Genomic DNA, 15,425 nt, shown 5'->3' with positions numbered 1-15,425 from the left:
GTTTACTGAATGACATGAGTCACACCGGAGCACCCGCCGAGGGTCCCCGACCCGGCGTCCGCCAGGCCCAGAAGCAGCAGACCCGGCAGGCGCTGCTCGACGCGGGCCTGCGCCTGCTGGAGCACCAGAACCTCAGCAGCCTGGGCCTGCGCGAGCTGACCCGGGAGGTGGGCGTCTCGCCCGCCGCGTTCTACCGGCACTTCCCGGACATGGACGGACTCGGGGTCGCCCTGGTCGGCGAGGCGCTCGGCAGCCTGCACGCGATGGTCCGCGCGGTGCTCGCGGACGGCGCCGACGGCTCCGCGCCCGACGCCCTGATCGAGCGCACCGTCACGATCACCGCGACGTACGTCGACGCGCACCGGCCGCACATCCGCTTCATCGCGCGCGAGCGGCACGGCGGGGTGCGCACCGTACGCGAGGCGATCGCGGCCGAACTCGACCGCTTCGCCGACGAGGTGGCCACCGGACTGGCGGTGCAGCCCTCGTCGGCCGGATGGTCCGCGGGCGACCTGCACGTACTCGCCGGGCTCTATGTCGACCACATGGTCTCGACGGCGGCGGAACTCCTCGAGGCACCGCCGGACGACCCGGAGGTGCGCCGGCGGATCCTGCACGCGGCGCGGCTGAGGATGCGCATCATCAGCGTCGGCCGGCGGCACTGGCTCGATCCCGACCCGGACTGAGCCGGACCGAACCGGGCGGCCCGGGACCGAGGCGGACGGCACCTCATGGGGCCGGCCTGAGCCGGCCGACCTGGGCCGGCCCGGGCCGACGGCAGGCCCGCCCGGAGCCGGGTGCCGAGCGTGCGAACAGGGCCGTTCGGAGTCGGTACGGATCTCTTGACCGACCCGGACCGGCTCTCCCCCGCCGACCCCGCGCCCCCCTCGGGCACCACGGCACCCGGGGGTGCCAGTGCACCGATCATCGGCGGAACCGCCGCTGTACGGGAGGACGGAACGCGCCACCTGGTGGTCAGAACGCGCCAGATCGCGCGTAGGCTGCTGGGACGTCCTCCGCGGGCAACCGCGGGAGACCGAGGAAGCCCCCCACCGACCGCCGGAGTTCCGGTATGCCGCCAGTCTCCCCCACGACCGCCGACCCCCCTGCCCCGCACCGGATCGCGAACCCCCGCCCGCCCGCCGGCGCCCAGGACCGGGGCGGCCCCCCGGGCGCGTCCGCCAGGTCCGGCGAGCCCGGCGGGTGGATACCTCGGGGTGAGGCCGCCGGCGGTCACGGATCCGCCAACGGCCCCGCCCCCGCAGCGATACCGCCGCACACCGAGGCCGTCGTGGTACCCCGTCTGATCGTCGTCTCCTCCACGAACGGCCGCCGCGACGCCGAGTCGCTGGCACGGTCCGCGGGACTGCCGCACCTGCTGGCCCAGACGGAGACCGCCCGCACCCCCTCGGCACGGACCTACCAGCTGTGGGGCAGCGTGCTGGCCCGTACCGGCCGGCCCGACGCCGGGCTGCTGACCGCGGCCGGCTACCGGCCGGGCCTGCTCGACGTGTTCGACTACCTGATGGCCTCCGCCCCCACCGTCGGCGAGGGGCTGGCCCGCCTCGGCGCCCACATCCACCTGATCAGCAGCAACTCCCTGCTGATCACCGAGGAGGCCGGCGACGAGGTCACGATCAGCTACGACGTGCGGCACGGGGACGAGGAACTGCGCTGGGTGGTCGCGGAGTTCTCGCTCGCGGTGCTCACCGCGATGATCCGGCACGCGACCGCGGACGCACTCTCCCCGGTCCGGGTGGAGTTCACCCATCGTGCGGCCCACCGGCAGGGCGCGTACCGGGAGGCCTTCGGGGCCGCCCGGTTGGAGTTCGGCGCCGGGCACGACGCCATCACGCTGCACCGCCGCGACCTGGAACGCCCGTTGGCCACCGCGGACCCCGCCCTGGCCGCGATCATGCTGCGCGCGGCGGCCGCGATGCCCCCGCCGCGAGCACCGCAGCCGGTACCCGTCCCCGGCCTGCGCGAGGTGATCGCCGATCAACTGCCCTACGGCCGACCCTCGTTGGCGGACGCCGCACGCCAGCTCGCGATCAGCGCGCGGACCCTCCAGCGCCGCCTGGGCGACTCCGGCACCACCTGGCGGGCCGAACTCGACACCGTACGGCGCGAGCAGTCCGACGGGCTGCGGCACGGAAGCACCGGCTCGGCCCAGCGCGCCGCCCGGCTGGGCTTCGCCGAGCCGCGCTCCCTGCGGCGCGCGATGAACCGGTGGGACGCGGACGCGCGCGGCGCCGACCGCCGCTCCGCCCCTTCCGCGCCCTCGTCGGCCCCCTCGCCCGGGTCCCCCTCCGTACCCCCACCGACATCCCAATGCACCGACGAGACCACCGGCACAGCGGGGGCGGCACGATCCCGCACGGAACAGGAGGCGGGCACGGCGTGACCGACGCAAGCGAGCGAGCCGAGTTCGGCGAAGGAGGCGACCCGGCCTGCTGGTTGGACCGGGTGTGCGAGCAATGCGGGGCCTTCCGGGAGACGGCCGCGCCGGAGTGCGCCCGGTGTGGCGCCCGCTTCCCGGGTGCGGGCCCGTCCCGCGTCCCGGGACCGCCGCCGCTCCCGAAGGAACGCACCCCGGCCGCCGCGGACGAGGCGCCACCACCGTCCGGACCCGAACCCGACGGACCTCAGGGCGGCCTGTGACCCCGGACACCGGCGTCGTGCTGGTCTTCAGCGCGACCGCCGGGTACCGGCACGCGTCGATAGCGGCCGGGGCCGCCGCGCTCGCCGATCTCGCCGGGGAGCACGGCCTGCGCACCCGTCACACCGAGGACCCGGACGACCTGCGTGAGGGCGCGCTCGCGGCCTGCGCGGCCGTGGTGTTCCTCTCCCCCACCGGCGAGGTGCTGCACGACCGGTCCCGGGCGGCGCTGCGCGACTACGTCACGGGCGGCGGCGGCTTCCTCGGCGTCCACGCGGCGACCTGCGCGGAGTACGACTGGCCGTACTACGGCGAGTTGCTCGGCGCCCGCTTCGACGGGCACCCGGAGATCCAGCCGGCCGACGTCCTCGTGCACGACCGCACCCATCCGGCCACCGCCCACCTTCCGGCGACCTGGCGCCGGACCGACGAGTGGTACAACTTCCGTGCGGGACCGGCCGGCCGCGGCGTCCGCGTCCTCGCGTCGGCCGACGAGGACAGCTACGACGGCGGCACCATGGGGACCACGCATCCGCTGGTCTGGTGCCATCCGGCAGGCGAGGGGCGGGTGTTCTACACCGCGCTCGGGCACCTCGAATCCGCCTACGCGGACCCGGAGTTCCGCCGCCACCTGGGCGGCGCGCTGCAGTGGTGCGCCGGGCTGGCGGACTGAGTCTCATCCCAACTGCCGACAGGGGGCGCGCGTTACGACGTACACGCCCGTAATTACCGGTTTTTTTGTCCGCCATCGGCGACAGCGCCACTACGCTGAGTGGCACGCAGGAGAGCACGGCGCCGGGGAGTCGGGAGGGCCGTATGGACGCTGAACCTGCACGGGCAGTGGAGCCGGACATCGAACGGGCGGGCGGTCGGCCCGCCGAGCAGTTGGCGCGGTTACTGGGCCGCGCCGAGAACGGCGCGCATGCCGCGCGGCATCTGGCCGAGGTGCGCAGCGCGCTGATGCACTACTGCGGCCTCCAGTCCTGCCGCCATGCGAAGGGGCCGCCGCGCCCGATGGACCGGCGCACCTTCCGGCACAGCTTCCTCCTGCCGGACGGCGGGGTACGTCTGGTGTGGGAGTTGGAGCACAACACCGGGCCCGGCGGGGTGCCGGCCCGCGGGGTGTTCACCGACCCGGGCGAGCTCGCCCTCGCGGAGTGGGAGGTGGACGCGGCGTTCGGCCGGCCGCTGGGGCCACGGTTCGGGCCGGACGACATGACCGGCATCACCGACATCACCGAGGCGGCCGACCTCGCGGAGATCGCCGACCTCACGGACTTCGGCGGGCTCGGCGCCCTGGACGGCGCCGACGGTAGCGGCGGACCGCGCGGTGCGTCGCCCTCGGAACCGCCTCTGCCGCTGCCCTCCGAGCAGGCGGGCTGCCACCGCGCGTACACCGAGGGCGGATCGCCCGAGCACGCGCGCCGGCTGCTGCGCCGCGCGTCGAACACCAACCCGCCGAGTGAGGACGTCCACCAGCGGCTGCGGGCGGCCATCGCCCACACCATCGGCATCGTGACCCGCCGCAACGCCCTCGTGGCGGGCCGCACGGTGACCTGGACGCTGTACGAGCACGCGTTCCTCCTGCTCGACGGCACCGAACTGAGCCTGTGGGAGATCGACCACACCGGCACGCCGAGCGGGAACCCCGTCTGCGAGGTCTACGCCTCCCGGGACGCGGCCCTCGACACGGCGGTCCGGAGGATCGAGGCGGGCTGAGACAAGCCCTAACCGGGCCGGCCGGGCGGCGCGGAGTCACGCGTCCCGCCCGGCTCCGGGCTGCCCGCGCTCGCGGTCCCGGCGCTCCCCGCATCGACGTCCGCACCACCGGCCCCCGGCGTACCGTCCACCCGGGGAGCAACCTCCGAACCGCCGGCGACCTGGGCACCGTCCGCCCGGGGGCCGACCTCCGAAGCGTCAGCGGCCCGCATCTCGGCGCTCGGCGCGGCCGTGCCCGCGTCCGTGCCCGCGTCCGTGCCCTCGATGCCCACCGCGTGGCCGGGCTCGCGCTCCGGACGGCCCGCCTCGATGCCGCGCGGGTGGTCGTGGCCGCACTCGCACACCGACCTGCGCTGCTCCTCGGCGGTGAGCTTGACCAGCGTCAGCCGGGAGAGCGCGGGGACCGTGCCGGTGCGTCCGGCGCGCCGCCAGGCGATGATCACGGTCAGCCGGATCATCTTGCGGGCGACGTACACCAGCAGCGCGGCGAGCGGGAGTTCGGCGAAGACGGCGGTGAGGATGGCGCCGGTCAGCTCGTCGCTGTTCCAGTCCAGCACGATGTCGAACCACGCGTCGCAGCACAGCAGCGCCGCCGTGACCAGCGCCCAAGGGATGAAGATCTGCAGCCGGCGCCAGGCGCACCAGGCGGTGACGCCGATCGCGGCGATCAGCGCGCCGTCGAAGCCGACCCACGCGAAGCGCCACTGGTCGACCTCGTGGTGGGTGGGCAGGCTGACCGAGAGGTAGCCGATCCAGGGGATCAGGAAGAGGAAGCTGCCGGTGACGACCGCCAGGAACAGCACGCGCAGGTGGCGCACGTGCGGATCGTGCGATGACGGGATCTCGGGATCCATGATCCCCACTGTGCCGGACACGGCCGCGGCACGGGTGGCGAAGGACATACCGTCGGGATCCCCGCCGTACCCCCCGTCCTCCTCGTCCGGCCGCTGAGGAGGCTCGGCGGGACGGATCACCGGCACGGCGGGACCGCGGCCGGTTCGCCGCCGGCCGTCACGTCCCCGTCCGACGGGGCGAGCGAGCCGACGGCCTCGGACAGTGCGAGGAACACGTCCTCGCCGAGCGGAGCCACCACGCGGGTGCGCAGGGCCTGGGCGAGGTCGCGCGAGGCGGCGAGCACGGACTCGGCGCCGGCGGAGGTCAGCGCGGTGTAGACGACCCGGCGGTCGGCGTCGGAGGGGCGCCGCTCGACGAGCCCGGCGTCGGCGAGCCGGTCCACGAGCTTGGTGGTGCCGGCGGTGGAGAAGCCGAGCGCGGCCGACAGCTGGTTCATCGGCGCGGCCTGGCCGGGCGCGGTGACCAGGAACATCAGCGCCTGGAAGGAGCTGGGCGCCAGCCCCTGCCCGGCCTCGACGTCGGCGAGCAGGTCGTCGGTGAGCCGCCGCACCCCGGAATGCAGGGCGTGCCACTGCCGCAGCAGGGCGAGCTCGTCGGCGTCCGGGCAGGCCTGCGCCGCTTTGCTCCGTACGGGTTCCACCACCATGGGATCAGGATAGCCTCCGAGCTATTATCTCGCTGGCTAGCTAATAGCTGGTAACGTGTTGGCCGCGTCATCAGACCGGTGGGCCGGCCCGGCTCGCCGGCGCCCCGAGAGGACGATCACCATGTCGCAGACCACCGCCGACGCCGGACGCTGGGTGCTCGACCCCGCACGCTCCTCCGTCCGCTTCCGCAGCAAGACCTTCTGGGGGCTGGCGACGGTGAAGGGCACCTTCGGCACCGTCAGCGGCGAGGGTGAGGTCGCGTCCGACGGCACCGCCCGCGGCACCCTCACCATCGAGGCCGCCTCGCTCGACACCGGCAACGCCAAGCGCGACAAGCACCTGCGCTCGGGTGACTTCTTCGCCGCCGACGCGCACGCGTCGATCGTCTTCACCGCCGGCGCCCTCACCGCGCCCGCGGAGGGGTCCGGAGAGGTCCAGGTCAGCGGGGACCTCGCGATCCGCGGTGTCTCGCGCCCCCTCACCTTCCCCGCCCGGGTCAGCCTGACCTCACCGCAGGAGGCCACCCTTGAGGCCGAAGTCAGCGTCGACCGCGGCGAGTTCGATATGAAGTGGAATCAGCTCGGCATGGTCGCCGCGACCTCCACGGTCGACGTGACGGCGGTCTACCGCCGGGAGGGCTGAGCCCCGCGCGCTCCGGTGGCGGCGGTGCGGCGCCTTCCCCTGTGCGGGCTTCGGAACGCGAAGCCCGCACAGGAGCGGGACCGGGCACAGGCGCGAGCCGCGGTCCCTACTTGAGGGCCCCCGTCACCAGGTCGATCCGCCAGAACCGCTGGAGCGAGAGGAACAGCGCGATCACCGGCAGCACGGACAGCAGCGTCCCGGTGATCACCAGGGAGTACAGCGACGCCTCGGCCGCGCCGTGCCGCAGCAGGCTGTACAGCCCGACGGTCAGCGGGAACTTGTCGTCACTGGTCAACATCACGTACGGCAGCAGGAAGTTGTTCCAGATCGCGATGAACTGGAGCAGGAACACCGTGACCAGCCCGGGCCCCATCAGCCGCAGCCCGACCGAGAAGAACAGCCGCCCCTCCCCCGCGCCGTCGATCCGGCCGGCTTCGAGCAGCGAGTCCGGCACGGCGGCCCGGGCATAGATCCGGCACAGGTAGATGCCGTACGGGTTGAACAACTGCGGCAACAGCACACCGATCAGACTGTCCGTCAGGCCGACCTTGGACAGCAGCAGGTACTGCGGCACCGCAAGCACGATCTGCGGGAGCAGCACTCCCGCGAGGATGGTGTGGAACAGCACGGTACGGCCGCGGAAGGCGTACTTGGCCAGCGCGTAGCCGCACGCGGCGGACACGAAGGACGCCAGTGCCCCGCCGACGGCGGCGTAGAGGAAGCTGTTGAGCATCCACCGCCAGAAGATGCCGCCCTGGTAGTCCGACAGGTCCCGGACATTGCGCACCAGACCGAGGCCGAGGGAGGGCACGTAGGTGGAGGTGGAGAACAACTCGGTACGGGACTTGGTGGCCGCCACCAGGATCCACAGCGTCGGGACGACGCAGTACAGCGCGCCCACCACGAGGGCGGCCGTCGGCAGCAGGGCGACGCGGCGGCGGGGCCCGCGCGGCGCGGGGGCGGGCGTGCGGCCGGGGCGGCCGCCGGTCACGACGGCACGGGCAGCGGCCGCCGCCCTGGATTCGGTGGCGGTCACTCGGCCTCCCGCTGGACCCGCGACTGGATGATCCGCGCGGTCAGGAACGACAGCACGAGCGCGGCCGCGGCCAGCACCACCGAGGTCGCGGCGGCGGAGTGGATGTCGGAGTTGCCGAACGCCTGGTCGTAGATCTGCATCAGCGGCACCCAGGTGGAGGAGACGGCGTTGGACAGCGGTTTGAGGGTGTTGGGCTCGTTGAAGACCTGGAGGGCGGCGAGCACCGAGAAGAGGGTGCACATCACCACCGCGGGCATCACCAGCGGCACCTTGATCCGCAGCACGATCTGCCGCTCGGTGGCGCCGTCCAGCCGTGCGGACTCGGTGAGTTCGGGCGGAAGGGCGCGCAACGCGGTGTAGATGACGATCATGTTGAAGCCGACGGCGCCCCACACCACCACGTTGCTGACCGAGAAGTAGACCGCGACCTGCCCGAAGAAGTCGACCCGGTCGCCGCCGATCGGGCTGGTGGCGGGCAGGTAGAGGAACCCCCACATCAGGGAGGCGATGACGCCGGGTACCGCGTAGGGCAGGAAGATCGCCAGCCGGGTCACCCGCCTGAGCCGGGTGTGTTCCAGGTCCAGCAGCACCGCGAACAGCAGCGCGAGCAGTACGGTGCCGGGCACGGTCACGGCGCCGAGGGCGAGCATCCGCACCACGCCGGACCGCAGTTGGGTGTCGCCGAGCACGTCGCGGTAGTTGGCGAGCCCGGCGAACACGGTGTGCGTCCCGCCGCCGAGCAGGCCCCCGTTGACCTTACTGCGCTGGAGGCTGAGCACCAGCGCGTAGCAGCCGGGCGCCACGACGAACGCGGCGAGGAGCAGGACGGCGGGAAGGACCAGGAGGTACGGGAACCGGCTGGTCCGGCGCGGGCGAGCGGTCGTGGGTGCCATCAGCCGACCGTGAATCCCTGCTTCTTCATGTCGGCGACGCTCGCCCGTTGGATCGTGGTGAGCGCGCCGGAGAAGGAACCGCCGGACTGGAGGGCCTTGCTGAAGGCGTCGGTGTAACCGGTGAACGTGACGGTGACGTTGGGACCCCACATCGGGAAGCTGCGGGCACCGGAGGCGACTTGGGCGACCCGGTCGTAGAAGTCCGGCTGGTTCGGGAAGAACGCGGGCGCGGCCTTCAGCACCGGCAGGGAGCGGCCGGAGGTGGCGGCCGGGTAGATGTTGATCTGCTTGACCTGCTCGGTCAGCGCGGTCGCGTCGGTGTTCAGCCAGGACGCGAACTGCGCCGCCTGCCGCGGGTGCGCGGAGTCGGTGGTGACGGTGGTCGCCGAGCCGCCCCAGATGCCGGTGGCCGGATCGCCGGCGGTCCAGGCGGGCAGCGGCGCGACCGCCCACTTGCCCTTGGTGGCCGGGGCGATGCCGCCGAGCTGGGCGGGCGCCCAGGCACCGGATATCCAGGTGAGCAGCGAACCGTCGTTCATCTGCTTGTTCCACTCGGGCGAGAAGGACGGGTTCTTGGCGACCGAGCCGTCCTTGACCATCTGCTGCCAGAAGCCCGCGACCTTCCTGGTGGCGGCCCCGTCGATGTCGACCTTCCAGCTGTTCCCGTCGGCCGCCCACCAGTCGGCGCCGGCCTGCTGGGCCAGCCCGGTGAACCAGCCGGGGTCCGCGGCGTCGAAGTTGGTGAGGTGCGCCGCGGGGTCCTTCCCGCGCAGCGCCCTCGCCTCTGCGGCGTACTGGTCCCAGGTCCGGGGCACCGCGAGGCCGTACTTCTTGAACAGGTCGGCGCGGTAGAAGAGCATCAGCGGCGCGAAGTCCTGCGGGACGCCGTAGACCTTGCCCTGGAACTCGGCGCTGCTCAGGGTGGTCCTGTCGTAGTCCTTGACGGTGTTCCCGGTGTAGTCGGTGATGTCGCGCACCACGCCCTTGGCGACCAGCGCGGGCAGCGACTGGTACTCGACCTTGGCGATGTCGGGGCCGTTGCCCGCCGCGTGCGCGGTGATCATCTTCGCCACCAGCTGGTCGCCGCCGGCCGGGTTGGAGAGCTTGACCTGGATGTCGGGATGGGCCGCGTTCCAGGTGGCCACCACCTTGCCCATGTTCGGGTCCCAGTCCCAGAAGGTCAGGGTGACCTTCTTCCCGCCGGACCCGCCGGACCCGCCGCCGCCCGCCTCGTCGTGACCGCTGCCGCCCGAACCGCCGCCGCAGGCCGCCGTCCCCAGCAGCAGGCCCGCGCACAGCACGGCGGTCGCGGCGGCGGTCCGCCGTCTCGTGGGTGTCTCGCTCATGGGTGGGTACCTCAGCTCTCTCGCGTCGCGGGCGCTTGGGCCCAGTCCGGAAGGTTCAGGGGGGTGCGCTGCACCCCGATCCACTGGCGCCGGGTGAAGGCGGGCAGCTGGTTCTCGGCGCCGTGCCGGGCGTGCGCGTCGTTGACGTGGACCTCGCCGGCCTGCAGCTGCTCGGCGACCGCCAGGCCGCGGACCAGGTCGCGGGTGAAGACCGAGTTCATCAGCATGGGGAGGCCGTTGGTCAGCGCGATCGCCTCGTGCTCGGAGTCGACGACGGTGACCGGGATGACCGGACCGAAGACCTCCTCGCGGAAGGCGGGCATCTCCGGGGTGACGTCGGCGAGCACGGTCGGCCGGTAGAACAGGCCGTCGTGGGTACCGCCGGTGAGCAGCCGGGCGCCCATCGCGAGCGACGGCCCGACGATGGCGTGCTGCAACCGGTCCACCTGCGCGGCGCTGATCAGCGGGCCGAGCGCGGTGCCGGGGGCGAACGGGTCGCCGACCTCCAGCGCCGCGGCGCGCGCCACCACCGCGTCGAGATAGGCGCCGGCCGCCTCGCGCTGTACGAGGTGCCGGCTGGCGCTGATGCAGGTCTGGCCCTGGAACTCCAGCGAGGCGATCATCGCGCAGCCGGCGGCGAGTTCGACGTCCGCGTCGTCGAGCACCACGAAGGCGTTGCTGCCGCCGAGTTCGAGGCGGATGTCGCGCAACTCCCCTGCGGCGGCGCGGCTGATGGCCAGGCCCACCTCGCGGGAACCGGTGAAGTCCAGCAGGTCGACGCCCTGGTGGCGGGCGAGCGGCCAGCCGGCGTCGGGGCCGTCGCCGGTCACCACGTTGAACACCCCGGGCGGCAGGCCCGCGTCGTGCGCCGCCTCCGCCAGTGCCTGCCCGCCGATCACCGGGGTCAGCTCGGCGGGCTTGAGCACCACCGTGTTGCCGAACGCCAGCCCCGGCGCGAGGGCGCGCATCGCGAGGTTCATCGGGTAGTTCCACGGCGTGATCAGCCCGAGCACGCCGATCGGCACCGCCCGCGACAGCGACAACTTCCCCGCCTTGTAGGGCGGCAGCACGTCGCCCGCGCTCTCGCCGGCCTGCACCGCCGACTGCAGGAGCTGCCGGATGCCGGTGCCGACCTCGTCCTCGCCCTTGGCCCGGACCCCGCCGGTCTCGCGCATGCTCTGCTCGACAAGTTCGTCGTACCGTTCCTCCAGCCGGCGGGCGAACGCCCGCAGGTGCGCGGCCCGTTCAGGCGCGGCCAGCGCGGCCCAGCCAGGCTGCGCGGCCCGGGCCGCGGCGACCGCGCGGTCCACGTCGGCGGCCGAGCCGAGGGCGTACCGGCCGATCTCCGCGCCGGTGGCCTTCTCCTCGACGCTTCCGGTCCGTCCGGAGGCGGCGGGCACGAAGGCCCCGCCGATGTACAGCCGGCCGTCGCAGGGATGGGAGGGCATACGTGCTCCAGGGGACGGGGAGGGCGACGCCAACCGCGCCGCTTTTTCCGCGACTTAAACTAAGTAGCTACTGATGGGGGGTCAACGGTCGTGCGCCACCTTTTTCCGGCGACGGCCCCGGGACCCCACGACGGCCACCCGCCGGGCCGCCGACCGAGAGGGCCCCGGGCCGGCACCGGCCCGCCCGACCCCCGGACCGGAACGCCCCGTTCGTTCATCCATGCGTGTTACCTTCCGCGCGGGGCTCGTTCGGGGGAACGAGGGGGGACACATGCGCAGGTACTTCACGCTCTCACTGGCCTGCGCCGCCGCCTTGTCGGCCGCGGCGTGTTCGGGCACCGGGCAGGACGACGCGGCGGGCGGGCGCGGCGGCACGCCGTCGGCGAGCAGGACGCACGCCTCGGCTGCGGGCGGCGACAGAAACGCGAGCGCGGACCGCCGGTCCGCCACCCCGCGGACGTCGCAGTCCGCGCACGACAAGCTGCTGGCCGCGGCCTCGGCCCACATGCTGGAGCAGAACCCGCCGGGTACCCACAACACGCCCGGCCCGCGTGGGATGTTCGCGGTCAACGCCGACGACGTGTCCGAGCTCTTCATCTGGGAGACACCCGACAACCGTTTCTGCAGCGGCTCCGACACCGCGGACGGCGGCTGGTCCACGACGACGTGCACCGCCCACGCGAGCGACACCGCCTACGCACCGAAACCGGGCCTGATGAACCTCGGCGGCCTGGGCGGGGCATCGGGCGCGAACTACTTCTTCGGCGTCGACCGGGAGACCCTCCGCGGGGTCACCTGCAACGGCAGGCCGGTCCCCTACCACCAGGTCATCAGCATGGCGGGCGGCCGCCGCCCGGTCTACGCCTTCGTCCTCCCCGCCGAGACCGGCGGCTCGGTCACGGTCACCGTCGCCCGCGGCCGCACCACCGCCAAGGAGCACATCGAGCTCCTCTTCGGCCCCAGCAGCAAGCACCCGGCCTGCGCCTGAGCCGCACCGCGCCGACCTCCCCGCCGGGTCCGCCCGCCCGCCACCGCCGCTCGCCGCCGCTCCGCCGCCAGGGTCAACGGCCGCCCGCGGTGAGCAGTTCGTGCACCGGAAGGGTGGCCGCGCCCAGGGCGACCGCCTCCTGACCGAGCCGGCCGAGTTCGAGCACGGTCCCGCCCGTCATGTAGTCCAGGACATGACGGTCCATCACCTCGCGTACGGCGGGCAGCACTTCGGGCCCCAGCAGCGCGCTCACCCAGCCGGAGAGGATCACCCGGTCCGGGCTGAGCAGGTTGACGAGGTTGGCGATGCCCACGCCGAGGTATCCCGCGGCCCAGCGCACCGTGTCGGCGGCGGCACCCGGCCGGCGGGCGTCGGCGACCAGCGCGGCCAGCCGCTGCTCGGTGCCGCTCCCCCGCAACTCCGCCGCCCCGGGCTGCTGTTCGTGGTGCGCGAGGATCGCGTCGGCGCCGACGTACGCCTCCAGGCAGCCGCGCGACCCGCACCTGCAGGGCGCGCCGCCCTTCTCCACCACGGTGTGGCCCCACTCGCTGGTCGTACTGGTCACGCCGCCGGGCGAGCCCGTCGCCACCGCGGCACCGACGCCGACCGCGAGCAGGGCGACGATCGCCCGCTCGGCGCCCCGGCCCGCGCCGCGCCACATCTCGGCCTGGCCGAGGGTGCGGGCGCAGTTGTCCAGGTGCAACGGGGCAGCGATGTGCGGCCTGAGCAGGCCGTCGAAGGGAACTCCCGACCAGCCGAGGGTCGGCGCGTGCACGCGGCCGTCGGGCAGCACCGCGCCGGGCACGCCGACCCCGACACCGAGCAGCGCGGCCGAGTCCGTGCCCGCCTTCGCGGTGACCTCCTCGATGCCCGCGGTCACCAGACCCGCCAGCAGCGCGGGATCGGGACGCCCCTCGTCCATCGGATAGGTGGCGGTGGCCAGGGTGTCGAGGGTCCAGTCGAACAGGCCGACCTGGACGTGCGTCTCGCCGATGTCGACCCCGGCCACCTGCCCGAAACCCGGCCTGACCTCCAGCAGGGTGCGCGGCCGGCCGCCGTCGGAGTCCAGCAGCCCGGCCTCGGCGACCAGACCGTCGCCGACCAGGCCGGTGACCACGTTGCTCACCGTCGCCGAACTGAGTCCGGTGGCCCGCATCAGGTCGAAGCGGCTGGCCGGGCCGTGCAGGTAGAGCCGGGTGAGTACGGACGTGCGGTTGTGCCGGCGAAGATCCCTCGTCGTCCGACCCACGTCGCGCTTCACCGGGCTCCCCCTTGTCACGGTACATGGCACATAGTGCCAGATCGCGGGCGCACCGCAGCCTGCCGGGGAGCGCTCTCACGGAAAATCTGAGAGCGCTCTCTGGGGGCCACCGGCCCGCCGACCCGGTAGACATCCGATGCCTGGTCCGCAGGCGAGGGGACCGTGGCGGACGGACCGCGCGCGCACGGACCCGCGGCCAACCGGCCCCGCGCGCACCGGCCGTGGGGGCAGGCCGGAGGCAGGCGACCGAAGCCGCCCGCTCCCGGTACCTCAGTCCCGGCCGGCGCCGCGGTACAGGTCCAACTCGCCGTCCAGCTCCAGGGCGAGCACCGTCGCGTACGGGTCGACGTCGGCCGCCGCGGGGGCGTCGATCCACAGCACCCCGGGCACGTCGTGCAGCCCGCCGGTGACCTGGTGGCCGACCTCCGTTCCGGTGCCCAGCACGGTGGCCCTGCGCACCGTGTTGCGCAGGCCGCGCACCGAGACCGTCTCGCGCGGCGGGTCGAAGCAGGTCAGGTAGAGGGTCCGGCGGTCCGCGGACAGCGTGCTCGGACCGTAGTGGTGGCCCGGCGGCAGGCCGGCGACGGTGCCGTACACCGCGTCGGCGTGCCGCTCGGTCCACTCGCCCAGGCCCTCCAGGCGCGCGATCTGCTCCGGCGCGATCGTGCCGTCCTCGCGCGGGCCGACGTCCAGCAGCAGGTTGCCGCCGGCGCCGATCGTCTCGGTGAGGTAGCGGACGAGCTGGCCGACGGACTTGTGCCGGTGGTCCTGCGGCTGGAAGCCCCAGGAGTCGTTGACCGTCAGGCACAGCTCCCACGGGCCGTCCGGTGCGCGCAGCGGCACACCCTGCTCCGGGGTGGCGTAGTCCCCGCGGTGCAGCATGCGGGAGTTGAGCACCACCTGCGGGCTCACCGACAGGATCTCGTCGGCCAGCGCGTCGATGCCCCACTGCTCGGCGGTGCGCTCCCACTCCCCGTCGAACCACAGCAGGTCCGGCCGGTAGCGGGTGGCCAACTCGCCCACCTGCGCGTTGCGGTAGGCCAGGAACCGGTTCCAGGCGGCAGGGTCCTCCGCGCCCGGCTCCGGGCTGCTGAAGCGGTTCTCGTCGACCCCCATCCCGGCCGGCGGCGACGGGTGGCGGACGGTCGGGTAATCGGGGTGCGACCAGTCGGAGTGCGAGTAGTACAGCCCGACCCGCAGGCCGTGCGCGCGCAGCGCGTCGGCGTAACCACCGACCAGGTCGCGGCCGGCCGGGGTGTCACGGGCCACGGACAGGCCCTGCTGCGCGGTGTCCCACAGCGCGACGCCGTCGTGGTGGCGGGCGGTGAGCACCGCGTAACGGGCGCCGGCCCGCGCGAACAGCCGGGCCCAGGCGTCCGGTTCGTAGCGGGACGCGGTGAACCCGGCGAGCTGCCCGAAGTACTGCTCGCGGCTGACCCGGCCGTCGTAGAACGCCCACGACTCGGGGACGCCGTCGACGGCGTAGATGCCGTAGTGGACGAAGATGCCGAGCTTGGCGTCGGGGAACCAGGGCTGCATGGGCATGAGCCGCGAGCTCCAATACATCGGAGGTATGGACGGACGGACCCGACCCTAGATCGCCCGGAGCCCGCGGGGCAATCCCCGCCCCCGGTGCCGCACCCCACCGCGACCCAGAGCCGGGCGGACGCAGCTCCGAAACGGCGCGAAAGGGCTCCGTGCGCCACGCCGTTCCGCTCGTTCTCGCGCGCGATCCCTTGACACGCCCGAAACGCAGCGGCGACCATCGGGGCCAATCCCGGGAGAGCGCTCTCCCGCACGACCGCTCCGCACGACCACTCCCCACCCGATCCGTGTCCCGTCCCCCACCGTCCCGCGCCGCGCCCCTTCCGGCACGGCCTCCACCGCGTGCCCCACCCACGCCCGTTCCGCGCTTTCCACGCCCCCACTGG

General features: G+C 73.6%; 14 protein-coding genes. 6 read left to right on the top strand and 8 right to left on the bottom strand.

The window, feature by feature from the left end:
* The first annotated feature begins 14 nt into the window (after positions 1-14).
* From C4U44_RS23695 to C4U44_RS23680, 4 genes are all read left to right on the top strand, one after another.
* Positions 15-686: a TetR family transcriptional regulator gene (locus C4U44_RS23695; RefSeq protein ID WP_103887983.1), complete on the top strand. Its 672-nt coding sequence runs from the start codon at positions 15-17 to the stop codon at positions 684-686.
* A gap of 605 nt (positions 687-1,291) precedes the next feature.
* Entirely contained in the window at positions 1,292-2,404 is a 1,113-nt protein-coding gene (locus C4U44_RS23690; RefSeq protein ID WP_160145089.1) for an AraC family transcriptional regulator, read from the top strand.
* Between the two features lie 253 nt (positions 2,405-2,657).
* The gene (locus tag C4U44_RS23685; protein WP_235032294.1) at positions 2,658-3,332 is read left to right on the top strand and encodes a ThuA domain-containing protein; all 675 of its coding nucleotides are present in this window, start codon (positions 2,658-2,660) and stop codon (positions 3,330-3,332) included.
* Between the two features lie 143 nt (positions 3,333-3,475).
* On the top strand, positions 3,476-4,378 hold the full coding sequence (locus C4U44_RS23680; protein ID WP_146088325.1) for a DUF6227 family protein: 903 nt from the start codon (positions 3,476-3,478) through the stop codon (positions 4,376-4,378).
* An 8-nt stretch (positions 4,379-4,386) separates the two neighbouring features.
* Here the strand turns inward: C4U44_RS23680 and C4U44_RS23675 are convergent, their stop codons facing one another.
* Entirely contained in the window at positions 4,387-5,232 is an 846-nt protein-coding gene (locus tag C4U44_RS23675; protein WP_146088324.1) for a hypothetical protein, read from the bottom strand.
* A gap of 116 nt (positions 5,233-5,348) precedes the next feature.
* On the bottom strand, positions 5,349-5,879 hold the full coding sequence (locus tag C4U44_RS23670; protein ID WP_103887978.1) for a MarR family winged helix-turn-helix transcriptional regulator: 531 nt from the start codon (positions 5,877-5,879) through the stop codon (positions 5,349-5,351).
* A gap of 121 nt (positions 5,880-6,000) precedes the next feature.
* On the opposite strand from C4U44_RS23670, the gene C4U44_RS23665 reads away from it, so the two are divergent.
* A complete protein-coding gene (locus C4U44_RS23665; protein WP_103887977.1) occupies positions 6,001-6,522 on the top strand; it encodes a YceI family protein in 522 nt (173 codons plus the stop codon).
* Positions 6,523-6,628: 106 nt separating this feature from the next.
* Here the strand turns inward: C4U44_RS23665 and C4U44_RS23660 are convergent, their stop codons facing one another.
* The 4 genes from C4U44_RS23660 to C4U44_RS23645 are packed head-to-tail and all read right to left on the bottom strand — an operon-like array spanning position 6,629 to position 11,245.
* Positions 6,629-7,513 carry a carbohydrate ABC transporter permease gene (locus C4U44_RS23660; RefSeq protein WP_103888069.1) on the bottom strand — a complete coding sequence of 295 codons (885 nt, stop codon included), beginning with the start codon at positions 7,511-7,513 and terminating at the stop codon, positions 6,629-6,631.
* 41 nt (positions 7,514-7,554) lie between these two features.
* Positions 7,555-8,451: a carbohydrate ABC transporter permease gene (locus C4U44_RS23655; protein WP_103887976.1), complete on the bottom strand. Its 897-nt coding sequence runs from the start codon at positions 8,449-8,451 to the stop codon at positions 7,555-7,557.
* A complete protein-coding gene (locus C4U44_RS23650; protein ID WP_103887975.1) occupies positions 8,451-9,797 on the bottom strand; it encodes an ABC transporter substrate-binding protein in 1,347 nt (448 codons plus the stop codon). The genes C4U44_RS23655 and C4U44_RS23650 overlap by 1 nt, the downstream gene beginning before the upstream one ends.
* Positions 9,798-9,808: 11 nt before the next feature.
* On the bottom strand, positions 9,809-11,245 hold the full coding sequence (locus C4U44_RS23645) for an aldehyde dehydrogenase family protein (protein ID WP_103887974.1): 1,437 nt from the start codon (positions 11,243-11,245) through the stop codon (positions 9,809-9,811).
* A 271-nt stretch (positions 11,246-11,516) separates the two neighbouring features.
* Here C4U44_RS23645 and C4U44_RS23640 point away from each other — a divergent pair, with 271 nt between their 5' ends.
* Positions 11,517-12,233 (top strand): hypothetical protein, encoded by a 717-nt coding sequence (locus C4U44_RS23640; RefSeq protein ID WP_103887973.1) that lies wholly within the window; start codon positions 11,517-11,519, stop codon positions 12,231-12,233.
* A gap of 73 nt (positions 12,234-12,306) precedes the next feature.
* On the opposite strand, the gene C4U44_RS23635 is transcribed toward C4U44_RS23640, so the two are convergent.
* Both C4U44_RS23635 and C4U44_RS23630 read right to left on the bottom strand, forming a co-directional pair.
* Positions 12,307-13,494, bottom strand: a complete 1,188-nt coding sequence (locus tag C4U44_RS23635; RefSeq protein ID WP_103887972.1) for an ROK family transcriptional regulator — start codon at positions 13,492-13,494, stop codon at positions 12,307-12,309.
* A 270-nt stretch (positions 13,495-13,764) separates the two neighbouring features.
* Entirely contained in the window at positions 13,765-15,039 is a 1,275-nt protein-coding gene (locus C4U44_RS23630) for an alpha-L-fucosidase (RefSeq protein WP_103887971.1), read from the bottom strand.
* Positions 15,040-15,425: the final 386 nt, after the last annotated feature.

The organism is Actinacidiphila yanglinensis (assembly GCF_900107965.1).
In the GTDB taxonomy this organism is placed as follows: domain Bacteria; phylum Actinomycetota; class Actinomycetes; order Streptomycetales; family Streptomycetaceae; genus Actinacidiphila; species Actinacidiphila yanglinensis.
The sequence above is the reverse complement of the archived record's forward strand: the minus strand, read 5'-3'. Positions and strand labels throughout refer to the sequence as shown.